The following is a 14,928-nucleotide window of genomic DNA, read 5'->3' on the forward strand; positions in this document are numbered from 1 at the left end:
CCCAATTTCCTCTGCGCGCCTCACTGCTTCGGCGGCTCCGCTCCGAACCACTTGCGGTAGATTTCCGCATATCGCCCATCCGCCTTGATCTTGGCCAGAGCGGCATTGACCTTCGGCACCAAAGGGCTACCTTTGGGGAAACCGATCCCGTACTGATGCGCCATCATCTGGGTACCGACAACTTTTGCCCTGCCTTTTCCTGCAGTAGCGATGTAGTACAGGACATTCGGCGTATCGTGCATCGCCGCGTCCACGCGGCCCGTCTGCAATTCAAGATATGCGTTATCGATATTGGGGAACTGATGCAACTCGGTTGCCTTGAAATTTGCCTTCGCGTAATCAAATGCGGAGGTTCCGCTTTTAACCGCGAGCGCCTTGCCAGCCAGATCCGCGACACTCTTGATGGAACTGCCGACCGGCACCATCAGCGAGAAACCGCTGTCGTAATAACCGTCAGAAAAATCAATCACCTTCTTCCGCTCGTCCTTGATGGTGATACCCGCCAGAGCCACGTCAACATTCTTGGTCTGAAGCGCAGGAATAATGCCGTTGAAGTCCATGGGCTGCAGCTTGTATGTCACCCCGATGTCCTTTGCAATGGCGTCCCAGAGATCGATGTCAAATCCCACGTATTGGTTACGGTCCTTGAATTCGAAAGGAACGAAGGCGGTGTCACAGGCCACGACAAGAGTCTCCGCTCGGGCACTGGCGCCAACAACGGATAAAGCTACCAACGACGCAAAAACCAGCTTTGCAAAAGGCAATTTCATGATGAACCTTTCAAAAGGGAGGGAAGCAAAGAGCAAGGATCTACAAGTGCATTTGCGACGCAAGCACACAAGCAAGTATAGTTGCACGCAAACGAATAATGCAAAATTATTTGCATATATATTTCTATCGGCTGTACGGGGACTATAGGCGCCCAAGCCCGCAGACTTTTGTAGGGCAGATGCTGCTGGGCGTGGACTATTTGGGGCAGGGAGGACCGCATGAGCGCACGACTGCCTTCCAAGCCAGTGGAAAATGAGGAAACTCGCGACGCTCAGTCACGCGAGTCAATCCACACCAACAGCATCGTCATGCTTGCAGAGCTCCCCCCTGGGCAACGATATCGATGCGTACGGGCGTATCGGCTATATCAGTCGCTGGGCGGAGTGGTGAGCCAATCAAGACGTAGCCGCCTGGCGTACAGGCGTACGGATCGCAGTACGGGGACGTCAGTGCGAAAGGATCTTTGAGAGAAACTGCCTGCTACGCGCTGAGTGATCGCCTCCGCCAGCAAAGAAATCATCCTTGCTGCGGTCTTCGACGATGCTGCCCTGATCCATGAAGATCACACGATGCGCAACCATGCGGGCGAATCCCATTTCATGGGTAACACACACCATGGTCATGCCTTCCTGCGCTAGCTCGACCATGACGTCCAGTACCTCGTTGACCATTTCCGGATCGAGTGCCGAGGTGGGCTCGTCGAACAACATGCAAATAGGATCCATGGCCAGAGCGCGGGCAATCGCGACGCGCTGCTGCTGCCCTCCGGACAACTGACCAGGATATTTTCCGGCATGTGCTTTCAGGCCGACACGCTCTAGATATTTCATGCCGTGCTGGTGAGCCTCATCCTTCTTCCGGCCCAGTACCTTTATCTGCGCCAACGTCAGGTTCTGGATGATCGTCAGATGTGGAAACAATTCAAAATGCTGGAACACCATGCCGACCCGCGAGCGTAATCTGGGCAGGTTCGTGCTGCGGTCGTTGACCTTGACGCCATCGATCGTGATGCTGCCTTCCTGAATCGGCTCCAGCGCATTGATGGTCTTGATCAGTGTCGACTTGCCTGACCCCGAAGGTCCGCACACCACCACCACTTCTCCTTTGGCAATGACGGCGTTGCAAGCGGAGAGCACCTTGAAGTCGCCGTAGTACTTCGATACATCTTGCAGCGTGATCATGTTGCAACTTTCTTCCTGTAACGCTTGACCATGAGCGACATGGAAAAGCAGATGATGAAATACACCGCACCTGCGACAAACAGCATTTCGATGATGCGGCCATTGCGCTCGCCAATGCTGTAGGCACGTCCGAAGAAATCGGCCAATGCACTGACATAGACCAGCGACGTATCCTGGAAGAGGACGATACCTTGCGTGAGCAGAAGCGGCACCATGTTGCGGAAGGCCTGGGGCAGGATCACCATGCCCATGGCTTGCGGATACGTCAGGCCCAATGCATAGGCGGCGGCCATCTGTCCGCGCGATACGCTATTGATGCCGGCGCGGATGATCTCGGCGTAATATGCCGCTTCAAACAACGCGAACGCCACCAGGGCCGAAGTCATGCGCAGGTCGTTGGCCGGCGACAGACCGAACAACTTTTGCAGCAACTGGGGCACGATCAGGAAGAACCACAACAACACCATCACCAGCGGGATGGAGCGGAACAGGTTCACATACCCTGCGGCAAACCATTGCAAGGGACTATGCCTGGACAAGCGCATCATCGCCAGCAGCGTACCCCAGACCATGCCGAACACAATCGCGACCAGCGTGATCTTGAGCGACACCAGCAAGCCATCGCCGAGCACCCTGAGTGCCGCCGGTGTCACCGCACTGAAATCGAATTCGTATGCCATGCCTGTCTCCTTCACTTTCCAGCCATGCCGGGCAGGCTGGTCTTGCGTTCCAGTATCCGCATCAGGGACATGACACAGATATTGATCAGCATGTAGGCCAGCGTGACCGCAATAAATGCTTCATAGGGCTGGGCGGTATAGTCAACCAGTTGGCGCCCTTGCGCGGCAAGCTCCAGTAGGCCGATGGTGGAGGCCACGGCCGAGTTCTTGAAAATGTTGAGAAATTCTGAAGTCAGCGGTGGCAGCACGATGCGCATGGCCATCGGCAGCAGCACGAAGAGATAGGTCTGCCCCAATGTCAGGCCCAGCGCCAGACCAGCACCCTTCTGGCCGCGCGGCAGGGACTCGATGCCCGACCGCACCTGTTCGCAGACCCGGGCCGCCGTGAACATGCCGAGGCATAGCATCGCCATGACGAACTGTTGCGTCATCGGTGGAAGCGCTTTGACTGCATCGCCCCAGGGCAGCAATTCCGGCATGGCGAAGTACCAGATGAAGATCTGCACCAGCAGCGGCACATTGCGGAACAGTTCCACATAACATGCCGCAAAACCGGACAAGGCGCGGTTGGGCAAGGTCCGCAGGATGCCCAGGAAAGTCCCCAGGACCAGCGCCAGGATCCACGCAGACAGACCAAGTGCGACCGTAACGCCCAAGCCCGAGAGGAGCCAGTCGAGATAGGTCTGCCCCGTGCTCGGCGCCTGGAGGAATACTGACCATTGCCATTGGTATGCCATCGCTGCTTCCTTCTCTGACGCTCAGAGCACAGTTTCGGCGAAGGGCAGGTCCCCCTCGCCTTGTCCTTCGGCCCGCATGCCGAAGGCGTTCAAGGTCATCGCCACCAGTGCGTAATAGCCCAGCAACCCCACCAGATTGACGACGACCGGCAGGCCGAACATCGCAACGGCTGCTGCGTAGGTGCGCTCAGAAACACGCTTGTCGCGGTATAGCTCATTGGCAAAATTCCAGATCACCCGCTCGTCCTCCAGCGGGAAATCCGGCGTGGCGCCCTGACGAATCTGTTCTGCGACATCAGGCAGGATCCCCGCTTCGACGGCGATCGGCAGGTGGATGTGCCATTCCGCCTGTGATTGCCATGCAGCCGCCGTCGCGAGGATCGCCAGTTCCGACAACCGCAGCGGCAGGCCCGTCTCATAGCGGCAGAAAGCCCCAAGCCGCTGCGCCAGCTCGCCCAGCGCAGGACTGTGAATCCAGGCCACGAAAGGACCATTCAGATTTTTTCGCGGCCCGGCAAGAATTGCATCGAGCATGGCGGTCTGCTCGGACGTCATCTGCTCACGGACGATGGCGGGCAGGCGGTTGGACTTGGTCATACGTGTCTCCTCGAGGATGGGCGTGGCAACTTCCTGCCTCAATCCATCGGCTTGTCGCTCGGTGTCGCATACAACTTCATGACGGTGTCCGACATCGGGAAGTTGAAGCTGACGTTCTTGGGTGGAATCGGGAAGGTGAACCACTTGGCATATATCTTCTTGATCTCGCCGCTCTTCATCAGGCCGGACAGCGTGTCGTCCACCAGTTGCTTGAATTGCGGATCATCACGGCGCACCATGAACGCATACGGTTCTGCACCGAAAGGATTGCCGGTCAACACCCAGTCATTGGGCTTTTGCGCAGTGGTACGGGCTCCTGCCAGCAGAACGTCATCCATCACATAGGCCGCCACGCGACCCGATTGCAGGATCAGGAAGGCTTCGCCATAGTCCTTGGCGCTCTGGATCTGCATACCCATCTTGCGGTGCTCATTGAGGTTGCGCAGCAGCTGCTCGGACGTGGTGCCGGCATTGGTCACCACCGCCTTCCCGGCCAGGTCGGGGAAGTCCTTGATACCGCTGTCGCGCTTGGTCAAAATGCGGCTGCTGGCGACGAAGAAGTTGGTCGCGAATGACACCTGCTGCCAGCGGCTTTTCAGATTGCTGGTCACGCCGCATTCGAGATCGATGGTGCCGTTCTGCAGCAAGGGCGTACGATTCTGCGACGTGACCGGCACCATGCGCACCTCCAGTTTGGCCGCGCCGATCTTGGTCTTCACCGCATCAATCACCTTATTGCAGAGGTCTTGCGAATAGCCGATCACCTGCTGGTTCTCGTCGTAATAGGAAAACGGAATGGAGCTGGTACGATGGCCGATGGCGATCAGGTTGGCGTCCTTGATCTTCTGCAGCGTGGGGCCCAATGCGGAATCCGCAGCACAGGCTTGCTGTGGCAGTACGGCCAACATCATGGACAGCATGGCGGCCGGTACGGCCAGATTGACTAGGCATTTCATCGTTTACCCTCCTTGTAAAATATGGCTCTCAATGGGTTCAGGCGACCGATGCCGCAACGGCGTCGGACAGTCGTTGCACGATTTCGCTGATATCGTTCGACGAGGCGATGAACGGCGGCGCCAGCAGGATGTGGTCACCATTTTTGCCGTCGATAGTGCCTCCCATCGGATACACCAGCAGACCACGCTTCATGGCTTCGGCCTTGACACGGGCATGGGTGCGCAAGTCGGGGGACAGTGGCAGCTTGCTGCTGCGCTCGGCCACCAGCTCCACGCCCACGAACAGGCCGCGGCCTCGGATATCGCCCACATGCGCCTGGTCGCCAAACGCCTGGCGCAACTCGCTACGCAACTGTTCTCCGCGCTGGCGAACGTTTTCCAGCAGGCGCTCTTCCTGAATCGTTTTCTGTACGGCCACGGCCGCGGCGCATGCCGTCGCATGACCGATGTAGGTATGGCCATGCTGGAAGAATCCCGAACCTCGCAACACGGCATCGTAGATGTGGTCGCTGCAAATCATGGCGCCTATCGGCTGGTAGCCGGCGCCGAGCCCTTTTGCAATCACGACGATATCGGGTACGACGCCATCCTCTTCGCAAGCGAACAGATAGCCGGTACGGCCCATGCCAGACATGACTTCATCCAGAATCAGCAACACACCGTATTTATCGCAGACCGCCCGGATCTTGCGGAAGTAGTCCCCTACCGGAGGGACTGCACCGGCTGTTGCGCCAACCACCGTTTCGGCTACGAAGGCGATCACCTGATCGGCGCCGAGGGAAAGAATCTTCTGTTCCAGTTCATCGGCCAGGCGTTGTACATATTGCACATCACTTTCGCCGTCGGCGCGGTTGCGATAGGCGTAGCAGGGTGAGACGTGGTGCGCCTCGATGAGCATCGGCATGAACATTTCGCGACGCCATGCGTTACCGCCGATGGCCAGCGCACCCAGCGTATTGCCGTGATAGCTCTGCCGGCGCGCAATGATATGGCGGCGTTGCGGCTGGCCGACTTCGACGTAGTACTGGCGCGCCAGCTTCAATGCCGCCTCGACCGCTTCGGAGCCGCCTGACAGGAAGTAGACATGGTTGAGCGATCCTGGCGCAGCATCGGCCAGCATCGCTGCCAATTCTTCTGCTGGCGCAGTGGTAAAGAATGATGTGTGGGCATAGGCCAGTTCGCCGACCTGCTTGCGAATGGCTTCGATGACACGTGGGTGGCCATGCCCAAGACATGACACGGCAGCACCGCCGGAGGCGTCGATGTAGCGCTTGCCATCCTGGTCGATCAGTTCCATGCCTTCGCCGGCAACGGCCATGGGAAGTTTGCTACGGGGATTGCGATGGAAAACATGGGTCATTGCGTCTGTCCTTTTGCCTTTGCCTTTTGATGCGCAACGGGACGCCATGGCCAGAATGACCTGCCATGCAACATTCGTTGCGTTGAGAATTTGAGACGCAATATAAATGAACAAAATCGTCAGTGCAACATATGTTGCAAATATATTTTCAAATGATTTTTATGGTGCAATTGCGGCATTTTTTTGGTGCGTAGAATCGCCGGGAAGCACACCAATGGCGCATTTGCGGCGATGTCGTCGTGCAACATTGCCTCGCAAACCAGAAGGGCGAGAAGAGGAGAAGAGGAGATACGCAGGTGCACGAGGCACCTGGCAAAACGAGCGCGGAAGGTCTAGCGGACGATGTAGGCGCCGGTGCTGTGCAGATCACTTTCTGCCAGCTCCAGGCGCCTGACTGCGTGCTCATCGTCAATAGAAATCACCAGTTCTATCAAGCTTTCCGCAATAGCGGTAGCAGCAGCCATGGATGGGAAAAAGGAGGGACTTTCGTGGGAAAACAGGATGCAATGGTCGGCCTTCAGAGCGATTGGCGCGACAGCGCTGTCCGTCAATGCGATCAATTTGGCGCCGGCCTGCTTGGCGGCTTCGGCAACCCGCACTGCCTCGGTCGAGTACGGCGCAAAACTGACTACTATCACCGCATCATGTGCAGCGATGGCGCGCAACTCCAGCTCGATCGAGCCTTCGCTGCCCCGCACCAGCGATACCGATGTCCGGAACAGGCGATACAGGTAATGCAGCAGGAAGGAAATGGAAAACGCGGCGCGAAAGCCTGCGATGTGGACGTGATGAGCCTTCAACAGCGCCCGTGCGGCGCCCAGCATGCGGTCGGCGCTCTTGGGCTCCGACGCATCGAGATTGGCGCGCTGCGCGGTAAATAGCTCGGCCACCAGCTTATCGCTATTGCTGCGCCGGACAATGCTCTTCGCTTTGAATGCATAGGCCTTGGGCTCCCCGGCCAGCCGCTCGACAAAGAGCGCGCGCAACTCCGCCCAACCGGCAAATCCCAGATGCTGGGCGAGACGCACAAACGTGGACGGTTGCACCTGGGCTTTTTGCGACAGGGCGCGCATGGTCGACACGGCCACTTCGCCGGGATTGTCCAGCAGGAAGGCGGCGCCTGCCTGGAACTGCGGTCGCATATCAATGAAACGTTCTCGGATCAATGCTTCCAATTCACTGAAACTGCTCGGAGGTCGTGCGGCTTTGCTCATAGATGTCGGCTGGAACATTTGAAACAAGTCGATGGTAGCAAAGATTGCTCTTGCTCGTGCAACATCTGTTGCATCGACAGACCTCCAGGCTGCCGCGCCGATCACATCCAGGAAGGTCCGCTATCGCGCCGACAGCCGACCTTCCTCACATTCCGGTGGTTCAGAACCCAGGTAATTTCGTGCTAACGGTCTCATCAGTTCTTGGCGCAGGGGCCAATCTTTCCGGAGTAGATAGTCATCCACCCTCTGGATGAGCTTACGTTACAACGGCACCACGACCATTTGGCAGCGAAGAGTTTTCGTCCAGGAACTGGAAGATGCGGACCATGGACGTAAGTTGCTGAGCCTCGTGTCGGAGCGATTGCGCTGCGGCGGCGGCTTCCTCCACAAGCGCGGCATTCTGCTGCGTCACGTCATCAATTTGGATGATTGCTTGATTGACTTGCTCGATGCCCTTGGTTTGCTCGTGACTTGATGCGCTGATTTCACCGACTATGCTTGAGACACGTTCGATGCCGGAAACTACGTTATCCATTGTCTCCCCAGCCTGCTGAACTAACTTGTTTCCTTTTTCCACAGTGTCGACAGAATTGTCGATAAGCTGCTTGATCTCCTTGGCCGCAACAGCCGAACGTTGAGCCAGGTTGCGGACCTCACTTGCCACCACTGCAAAACCTCTTCCACCTTCGCCCGCGCGAGCGGCTTCCACTGCGGCGTTCAACGCGAGAATATTCGTTTGAAAGGCGATACCATCGATGACACTGATGATATCGACCACTTTTTTGGCGGATGTCTCAATCTGATTCATCGTTTCCACGACATCCTTTACCAATTTGCCGCCTTCCACTGCGACTTGAGTCGCTGATAGCGCCAGCACATTTGCCTGGTCCGCATTCCCGGCATTTTGGCGAACAACGGATGTTAGTTCTTCCATGGCAGACGCGGTTTCTTCCAACGAACTCGCCTGCTCTTCGGTTCGCGACGAAAGATCCATATTGCCCTTGGCGATTTCGTTGGTGGCAATAGATATCCGATTTGCACTTGATCTAATACCCGAGATCATATCAATCAGTCGCTCTTGCATTGCCCTCATCGAAAATAACAAGCTGCTACGATCATTGTTCGTAACGTCAACGTCGTAGGAGAAATCGCCACCGGAGATTCTCTGCGAAACAGCAACGGCATACGCTGGTTCTCCTCCGAGCAAGATCATCACATTACGTATCAGCCAATACCCGATGACCAAGCCCGTCAGGGCAGCTACAGCGCCCAGGGCGATACTCAACATCAGCATCCGCTTGCTAAACGCATCCATCTCCTCTTTACTTTTACCGACATCTGCATTTTTGGTTTTAATCAACGCTAATACCTGTTCTCGAATTCTTCTCCAAACTGGTGTTTCCTCGGTTGTCAGCGCCTTGATCGCTTTGTCCGGGTCAGAAGCGGCTAGCTCTACGATCTTTTTCTGCAACTGCAGTTGTTGTTGACTGAGTCCGGCAATCTCTTCAATCTTCTGAAAATAGGCAATATCGTCTCTGGTCAATTCAGCGCTCGCCGCAAGTGCATCACTGAATCCCTTGCGTGAATCGTCCAGATTCTTATATGCCGCCTGGTTTTTGGGATCCAGGACGATATTGCGAAGCGCTTGCCCCATCTGCAGCCCATTCGTGTAGAGCGACGTCACCGCGTTCAGCGTTGCCTGATCGCGCATCAGAAACACGTCAAAACGATCTCTGATATTGAGCATGCTGGACATGGCCACGCAAAGCGCGGATATGAAAGACAAGCAAACTAACGCCATACCGACGGTCATTCTCGTTTTAAGCTTCATCTTTCTTTCTCCATCGCAATTCGCGCCAGGGAATCAGGCATGGTTGAAGCCGAGATATCAGCTATCTCGGTACGGATGAATCCCGCTCGACATGGCCCCAAGGATAAAGTGTCAGAACTGGAAGGACGCCGGCCATTGCGCACCAATAATCGCCGTCAACTGGACCAGAGCAAAAATCACGCCAGCCAACCTTCCGATCCCATGTTGCGACCCCGACGCACTCCTGCTAGCGCAACCGCACCCCATCCGCCCATTCAGGACGTAACCGATAATTTCATATTTTGCTTGATCAATTACACCGACACTCCTTGATCAATAAAAGCCTCCGTCATTGTAGAGTCGCATTACCCACAGGGAACAGATACCACTGGTTTGCCAATATCGATGCTGACTACCATGAATGACATCCCTATCGCAATGCCCCTAAATCCCTATGTGACGATTCCGCCCTTATGCTTTACGCTGCAAACAGTTAGATTAGATTGTTAGATTGACGAAAAATAAAAAGTCCGAGAGCCACCCTCGAAGGTGCTCCGAGACAACGGAGACGCAATACCACCCTGCCTGCCCCTCGCCGCCCGCTGCCCCTGGTCTGCGGCGTCGATGCGCGTCTTGCTTGCCGTCTCCGAATGTTGTCCAGGCTGGAACGAAATTTGCATCCGCTTACACAAAACAACAGGAGCCGCGCCATGCATTCCGATCATTTTTCCGTCCATGCCGTGCAGTTTTCGGACGTGGACGAACAAGCCAGCATGCTCACCGGATGGGAGCAGGAATATCAGCAACTGGGAAGCGGTCGCTTCGACGGCGCGCTGGGCATGGTGCAGACCGAGGATTTCTGTTTCATCCGCGAGCGCACCAATACCGCCCTGCATGAGCGCATGGTGCCGCCGCCCGGACAGATGGTCATCGGCATCTGCAACAGCAGCGAGCGGGGCCACCTGCTCAATGGCCGGCCGCTCGGGCAAGACCAGCTGATCGTGCTCGACGGCAGCCGGGCCCACCACATCCGTACCACGGGTCCCATCGAACTGATGGGGATCTCGATGCAGCGCGATCTCTTCCTCTCGCAATTGCATGAGCAGGATGACGCCAGCGTGCGCAAATGGCTGGACCTGTCGGTGCTGCAGCTGGATCCGGCGACGGCCGGCATGCTGCGGCACTACTTCTCGCTGGCCTTTGATCTGCTCAATACCGCGCAGGGCAAGACGGTACACCCGATCAGCCCGCGCGCACTGGCTTCCACGGTGATCAGCAACGTCGCCCTGGCGCTGTCGCTCAATCATGGCAGCAATGATCTCGAATCCACGCTGCCCTCGCGCCAGCGGCGCGAACGCATCGTGCAGAACGCCATCGACTATATGCGCGCCCATGCCGGCGAGGAAATCGGCATCCTCGATGTCTGCCGCGCCACCCACGTCAGCCGCCGCACGCTGCAATACTGCTTCGAGGAGCGGCTCGACATCTCGCCCCTGCAATACCTCAAGGCCCTGCGCCTCAATGCCGCCCACCGTGAGATCAAGCGCCGTACCGGCGAGGACCGCGCCCATGATCGCCATGCCACCATCGGCAACCTGGCGGCCCTGTGCGGTTTCAACCATCCCAGCCGCTTTGCCTCCGAATACAAGAAGATGTTCGGCGTCCTGCCTTCGGAGACGGTGCTGCGCGCGGTCTCCGATGCCTGAGCCAGGCGGCGTGGGCGCATTGGTATCGGGCGTTACCATCTGCGCCCGCTCCGCCTCCTTGCCGCGCTGCTTGCGGGCTTGAGCAATCTTGGGGCGAGGGCTTAGCCGATTTTGGCAAAACCGCCCTGTCCTGGACTGAGGCGCCTGCCGGAACACCCCCGCTCCACTACGATCCGTTGCTGCATGGATAGCTTGCCCATCCGGGCGCCGCCATAAATGCGAGTATTTATACCTATAAAATCGACCAATTGGTCGATTTATTTTATTTTGATCAACAATCAGTGCCCTGAAAAGCGGTGAGATTCTGCGGCCGACATCGTCCATTGGTGTTATACCAGATCGATTTAAAGCTTTCCCCTAGTCGATCGACCTTCCTAAAGTCCGCTCCTGCATTCGCTTTTTCAGCTTCTGCCCCATTTTCGTCCAGCGCCGTCTTTGTTGGTTTCTGAAAATTGCTAAAAGTGGCTAACAGCTTCAACGGCGTCCCTTCTACAGTCTTCTTCGTCCACTGTTCCCAAAACTACACCTATCAAGGACAACGCCATAAGCGAGTCAACATCCCATTCCTGCGCAGTCCTGGCGGAATGCGGCCCCGCCCGACCGGGTGAGGCGATAGGGGCGACCCCGCGCGTCTTGGGAATCGGTCATCCATCCGGACTGCGTTGCCGTCTTCCCCGGGCCAGCACGCAAGCCGAACTACGCGACTCGCACCACCAATAGGGAGAACAGCAATGAAGATCACCAAGATGAGCGTCACGGCCTTGGCACTGGCCGCCGCTTTCGCGCACGCCGCCACGCCGGCCGACCTGGGCGCCAGCCTCACGCCGCTGGGCGGCGACAAGGCCGGCGGCAATGGCGTGCCGGACTGGAAGGATGAAAACGTGACGCTGCCGGGCTGGTCGTATGGCAAGTTGCGGCGCGACTTCTTCAAGTACAAGGACGACAAGAAGAGCGAGACCATCGACGCCTCCAACGTCGACAAATACGCCAGCAAGCTCAGCGCTGGACAGATCGCCCTGATCAAGCAGATCAAGGGCTACAAGATGGATGTCTACCCCAGCCACCGCTATTGCAGCGCCCCCGATTTCGTGGTGGACAACACCAAGAAGAACACCAGCGCCAAACTCGGCGCGGACGGCTGGAGCCTGGCCGAGGCTGTGGTGCCGGGCATTCCCTTCCCGCTGCCCAAGAGCGGCGAGGAAGTCATGTACAACAGCAAGATGCGCTATCGCGGCGTGGCCCAGGAATGGAAGTCCACCATCACCGCCGTGTCGCCGCGCAAGGGCGGCAGCGAATGGATCAAGGCGGGTTCGCAGCAGACCATGTTCTTCCCCTGGGCCGCCAAGGGCAGCGTGAACCTGTCCACGCTGCCGCCGGTGGAGTACTACACCTACTTCGCCTACAACTCGCCGACCGCACTGGCCGGACAGGCGCTGTCGCTGACCACCTTCCTCAACCAGCCCGGTGGCGAAACCTTCTACTACTTCCCCGGCCAGCGCCGCGTGCGCCGCATGCCGTCCTACGCCTATGACTCGCCGCAGATCGGCATGGAAAACCAGTACACGCTGGATGAACCCATGGTCTTCAACGGCACCATCGACCGCTTCGACTGGAAGCTGGTGGGCAAGAAGGAAATGTACGTTCCCTATGGCAGCTTCGGCGCGACCGATTTCAAGGCCAAGTTCGAAGATGTGGCCGGTGAGGAATACATCGCCGAGAACGCCCGCCGCTACGAGCTGCACCGCGTCTGGGTGGTGGAGGCCACCGTCAAGGCCGGTGTGCGCCACCTGGCGCCCAAGCGCACCTTCTACGTGGATGAAGACAGCTGGAACCTGGTGGCCGCCGACGACTACGACGCCCAGGGCAAGCTGTGGAAGCACCGCGAAGCCTACATCATTCCGGTCTATGAGACCGGCAGCTGCGACCAGGCCGGCTTCACCCAGTACAACCTGGCCGAAGGCCGCTACGTGTTCGACCTGCACTCGGCCGGCACCGGCAAGGACATGGCCTGGGAAGTCGATGGCAAAGGCAACCCCCGCGCCAAGGCCAGCTTCTACAGCGCCGACAACCTGCGCGCCATCAGCGATCGCTGAGCGATCCTGAGACGGCATCTGCAACGGGAGAGGAACAACAATGAACAAGCAAATCCACTACAAGATCATCGCCCTGGCAGCCGCGACGCTGTGCAGCGGCGGTGCACAGGCCATGACCTTCGAGGGTGAGACGGTGTCCGGCAACTTCGATTCCACCGTGTCCTTCGGCGTCGGCGTGCGCGCCAGCAAACAAGCTTGCGGACTGGTGATCGGCAGCAGCGCCGGCAACGCCGCTGGGGCCAGCGGCCCCAGCGCACCGGGCGGCTGTGCCGATGCGCTGTCGTCGCTCAATGACCAGGGTGACCTGAACTACAATCGCGGCGACCGCTTCACCACCTACCTCAAGGGCACGCATGAACTGCTGCTGAACATGCCGGAGGATGTCAAATTCCTGGGCCGCGTGAGCTGGCTGCGTGACTACTCGGCCACCCGCAACACCGGCAACATCAGCGGCGGCAACCCCACCGGGCGCTCGCTCTCGGACGACGCCACCAATGAGCTGCATTCCAAGGTGCGGCTGCTGGACCTGTGGGTCAGCAAGTCCTTCGACCTGGGTGAGGAACGCGCCCGCATCCGCGTGGGTAACCAGGTGGTGAACTGGGGCGAGAGTCTGTTCATCGCCGGCGGTATCAACCAGACCAACGCCATCGACATCATGCGCCTGTCCAATCCGGGCACGCAGTTGAAGGAAGCCATCCTGCCCGCGCCCATGGTCAACTTCGCCATTGGCCTGGGCCGTGGCTTCTCGGTGGAAACCTACGTGCAGCAAGGCTGGGAGAGCAACTACTTCCCGCCGGTGGGCAGCTACTGGTCCACCGCCACGGTGGGCATCGGCGCCGAGGCGCTGGGCGTACCGGTTACCAGCCGCCCGCGCTCCACCGGCCAGTACGGCGTGGCGTTGCGCTATACACCGCCGGGCGCGGACGTGAACTTCGGCCTGTATGTGATGAACTACCACGACAAGTCGCCCGTGCTGTCCACCGCCAACACCCCCAGCGGACTGGGCTATTCCTACCTGGAAGACCGCAAGATGGTCGGCCTGTCGGCCAACTTCCCGCTGGGCAACTGGGCCATCGGCACTGAACTGTCGTATCGGCCCAAGGATCCGGTATCACTCAATGGCTCGGTACCGAATGCCAATGGCGGCTTCTGCATGGTCAATGGCAAGTGCTATGTCGAGGCCGAGAAGTACCAGCTGGCCGTCACTGGGCTGCTGAGCCTGTCGCCCAGCGAACACGGCAGCGTGCTCAAAGCCCTGGGCGCCGATACCGCTACCTTGATGGTCGAAGCAGTGGCGATCAAGTATCCCAACCTGAAGAGTTCCTATGGCGGCATTCCTGTGGCCGCAGGCCTGTGGGGCTGGGGTTACGACACCACCGCCAACGCCAACCGCACCCTGGCCAATGGCGGCAACACCGCCGGCGTGGGCAGTTCCACGTCGTATGGCTACAACTTCGACTTCAGCTGGGTCTACGATGGTTCGGTGATTCCGGGCTGGCAGGTGATTCCGGAGGTCTACTTCTTCCACGCTGTGAAAGGCCGCACGCCCAATGCCACGGCCACCTTCATGGAAGGCGCGAAGATGGCCAACTTCACCGTCACCTTCATGCAGAACCCGGCCAAGTGGCAGGTGGCGCTGAACTTCGCCAAGTTCTGGGGCGGGGCCAGCGTGTTCGATCAACCGCTGCGTGACCGCAGCTTCTACGGCATGACCGTCAGCCGCAACTTCTGAACTGCTGCGCCCGGCCCCTCCACGGACCGGGCGCTGCCCTTGCTGCCGCCTGCGGGCGGCAATTGCATTTCCACCAGACCCACGACCGAGA

General features: G+C 58.3%; 12 protein-coding genes. 3 read left to right on the forward strand and 9 right to left on the reverse strand.

Translation table 11 applies throughout. From position 1 onward, the window contains the following. Positions 1 to 20 precede the first annotated feature (20 nt). The 9 genes from glnH to ACP92_RS25250 form a co-directional block, all read right to left on the reverse strand. On the reverse strand, positions 21 to 770 hold the full coding sequence (glnH, locus tag ACP92_RS17500) for a glutamine ABC transporter substrate-binding protein GlnH (RefSeq protein ID WP_013235458.1): 750 nt from the start codon (positions 768 to 770) through the stop codon (positions 21 to 23). Between the two features lie 447 nt (positions 771 to 1,217). Then, complete coding sequence (locus ACP92_RS17505; RefSeq protein ID WP_013235459.1) at positions 1,218 to 1,952, reverse strand: amino acid ABC transporter ATP-binding protein; 735 nt, start codon at positions 1,950 to 1,952, stop codon at positions 1,218 to 1,220. Continuing rightward, a complete protein-coding gene (gene gltK, locus ACP92_RS17510) occupies positions 1,949 to 2,632 on the reverse strand; it encodes a glutamate/aspartate ABC transporter permease GltK (protein ID WP_013235460.1) in 684 nt (227 codons plus the stop codon). The genes ACP92_RS17505 and gltK overlap by 4 nt, the downstream gene beginning before the upstream one ends. A gap of 11 nt (positions 2,633 to 2,643) precedes the next feature. Continuing rightward, entirely contained in the window at positions 2,644 to 3,369 is a 726-nt protein-coding gene (locus ACP92_RS17515) for an amino acid ABC transporter permease (protein ID WP_013235461.1), read from the reverse strand. A 21-nt stretch (positions 3,370 to 3,390) separates the two neighbouring features. Continuing rightward, positions 3,391 to 3,966 (reverse strand): carboxymuconolactone decarboxylase family protein, encoded by a 576-nt coding sequence (locus ACP92_RS17520; RefSeq protein WP_013235462.1) that lies wholly within the window; start codon positions 3,964 to 3,966, stop codon positions 3,391 to 3,393. 38 nt (positions 3,967 to 4,004) lie between these two features. Next, positions 4,005 to 4,886, reverse strand: a complete 882-nt coding sequence (locus ACP92_RS17525; protein ID WP_156181868.1) for a transporter substrate-binding domain-containing protein — start codon at positions 4,884 to 4,886, stop codon at positions 4,005 to 4,007. Positions 4,887 to 4,959: 73 nt separating this feature from the next. Beyond that, positions 4,960 to 6,282, reverse strand: coding sequence for an aspartate aminotransferase family protein (locus ACP92_RS17530; protein ID WP_013235464.1), 1,323 nt, complete (start codon positions 6,280 to 6,282; stop codon positions 4,960 to 4,962). A gap of 332 nt (positions 6,283 to 6,614) precedes the next feature. Next, on the reverse strand, positions 6,615 to 7,496 hold the full coding sequence (locus ACP92_RS17535) for a MurR/RpiR family transcriptional regulator (protein ID WP_013235465.1): 882 nt from the start codon (positions 7,494 to 7,496) through the stop codon (positions 6,615 to 6,617). 256 nt (positions 7,497 to 7,752) lie between these two features. Continuing rightward, complete coding sequence (locus ACP92_RS25250; protein ID WP_013235466.1) at positions 7,753 to 9,327, reverse strand: methyl-accepting chemotaxis protein; 1,575 nt, start codon at positions 9,325 to 9,327, stop codon at positions 7,753 to 7,755. A gap of 689 nt (positions 9,328 to 10,016) precedes the next feature. On the opposite strand from ACP92_RS25250, the gene ACP92_RS17545 reads away from it, so the two are divergent. The 3 genes from ACP92_RS17545 (at position 10,017) to ACP92_RS17555 (ending at position 14,837) form a co-directional block, all read left to right on the forward strand. Next, entirely contained in the window at positions 10,017 to 11,012 is a 996-nt protein-coding gene (locus ACP92_RS17545) for a helix-turn-helix domain-containing protein (protein ID WP_013235468.1), read from the forward strand. A 731-nt stretch (positions 11,013 to 11,743) separates the two neighbouring features. Then, the gene (locus ACP92_RS17550; RefSeq protein WP_013235469.1) at positions 11,744 to 13,105 is read left to right on the forward strand and encodes a DUF1329 domain-containing protein; all 1,362 of its coding nucleotides are present in this window, start codon (positions 11,744 to 11,746) and stop codon (positions 13,103 to 13,105) included. 40 nt (positions 13,106 to 13,145) lie between these two features. Then, positions 13,146 to 14,837 carry a DUF1302 domain-containing protein gene (locus tag ACP92_RS17555; RefSeq protein ID WP_048348607.1) on the forward strand — a complete coding sequence of 564 codons (1,692 nt, stop codon included), beginning with the start codon at positions 13,146 to 13,148 and terminating at the stop codon, positions 14,835 to 14,837. The last annotated feature ends 91 nt before the right edge of the window (positions 14,838 to 14,928 follow it).

Source organism: Herbaspirillum seropedicae (assembly GCF_001040945.1).
In the GTDB taxonomy this organism is placed as follows: domain Bacteria; phylum Pseudomonadota; class Gammaproteobacteria; order Burkholderiales; family Burkholderiaceae_D; genus Herbaspirillum; species Herbaspirillum seropedicae.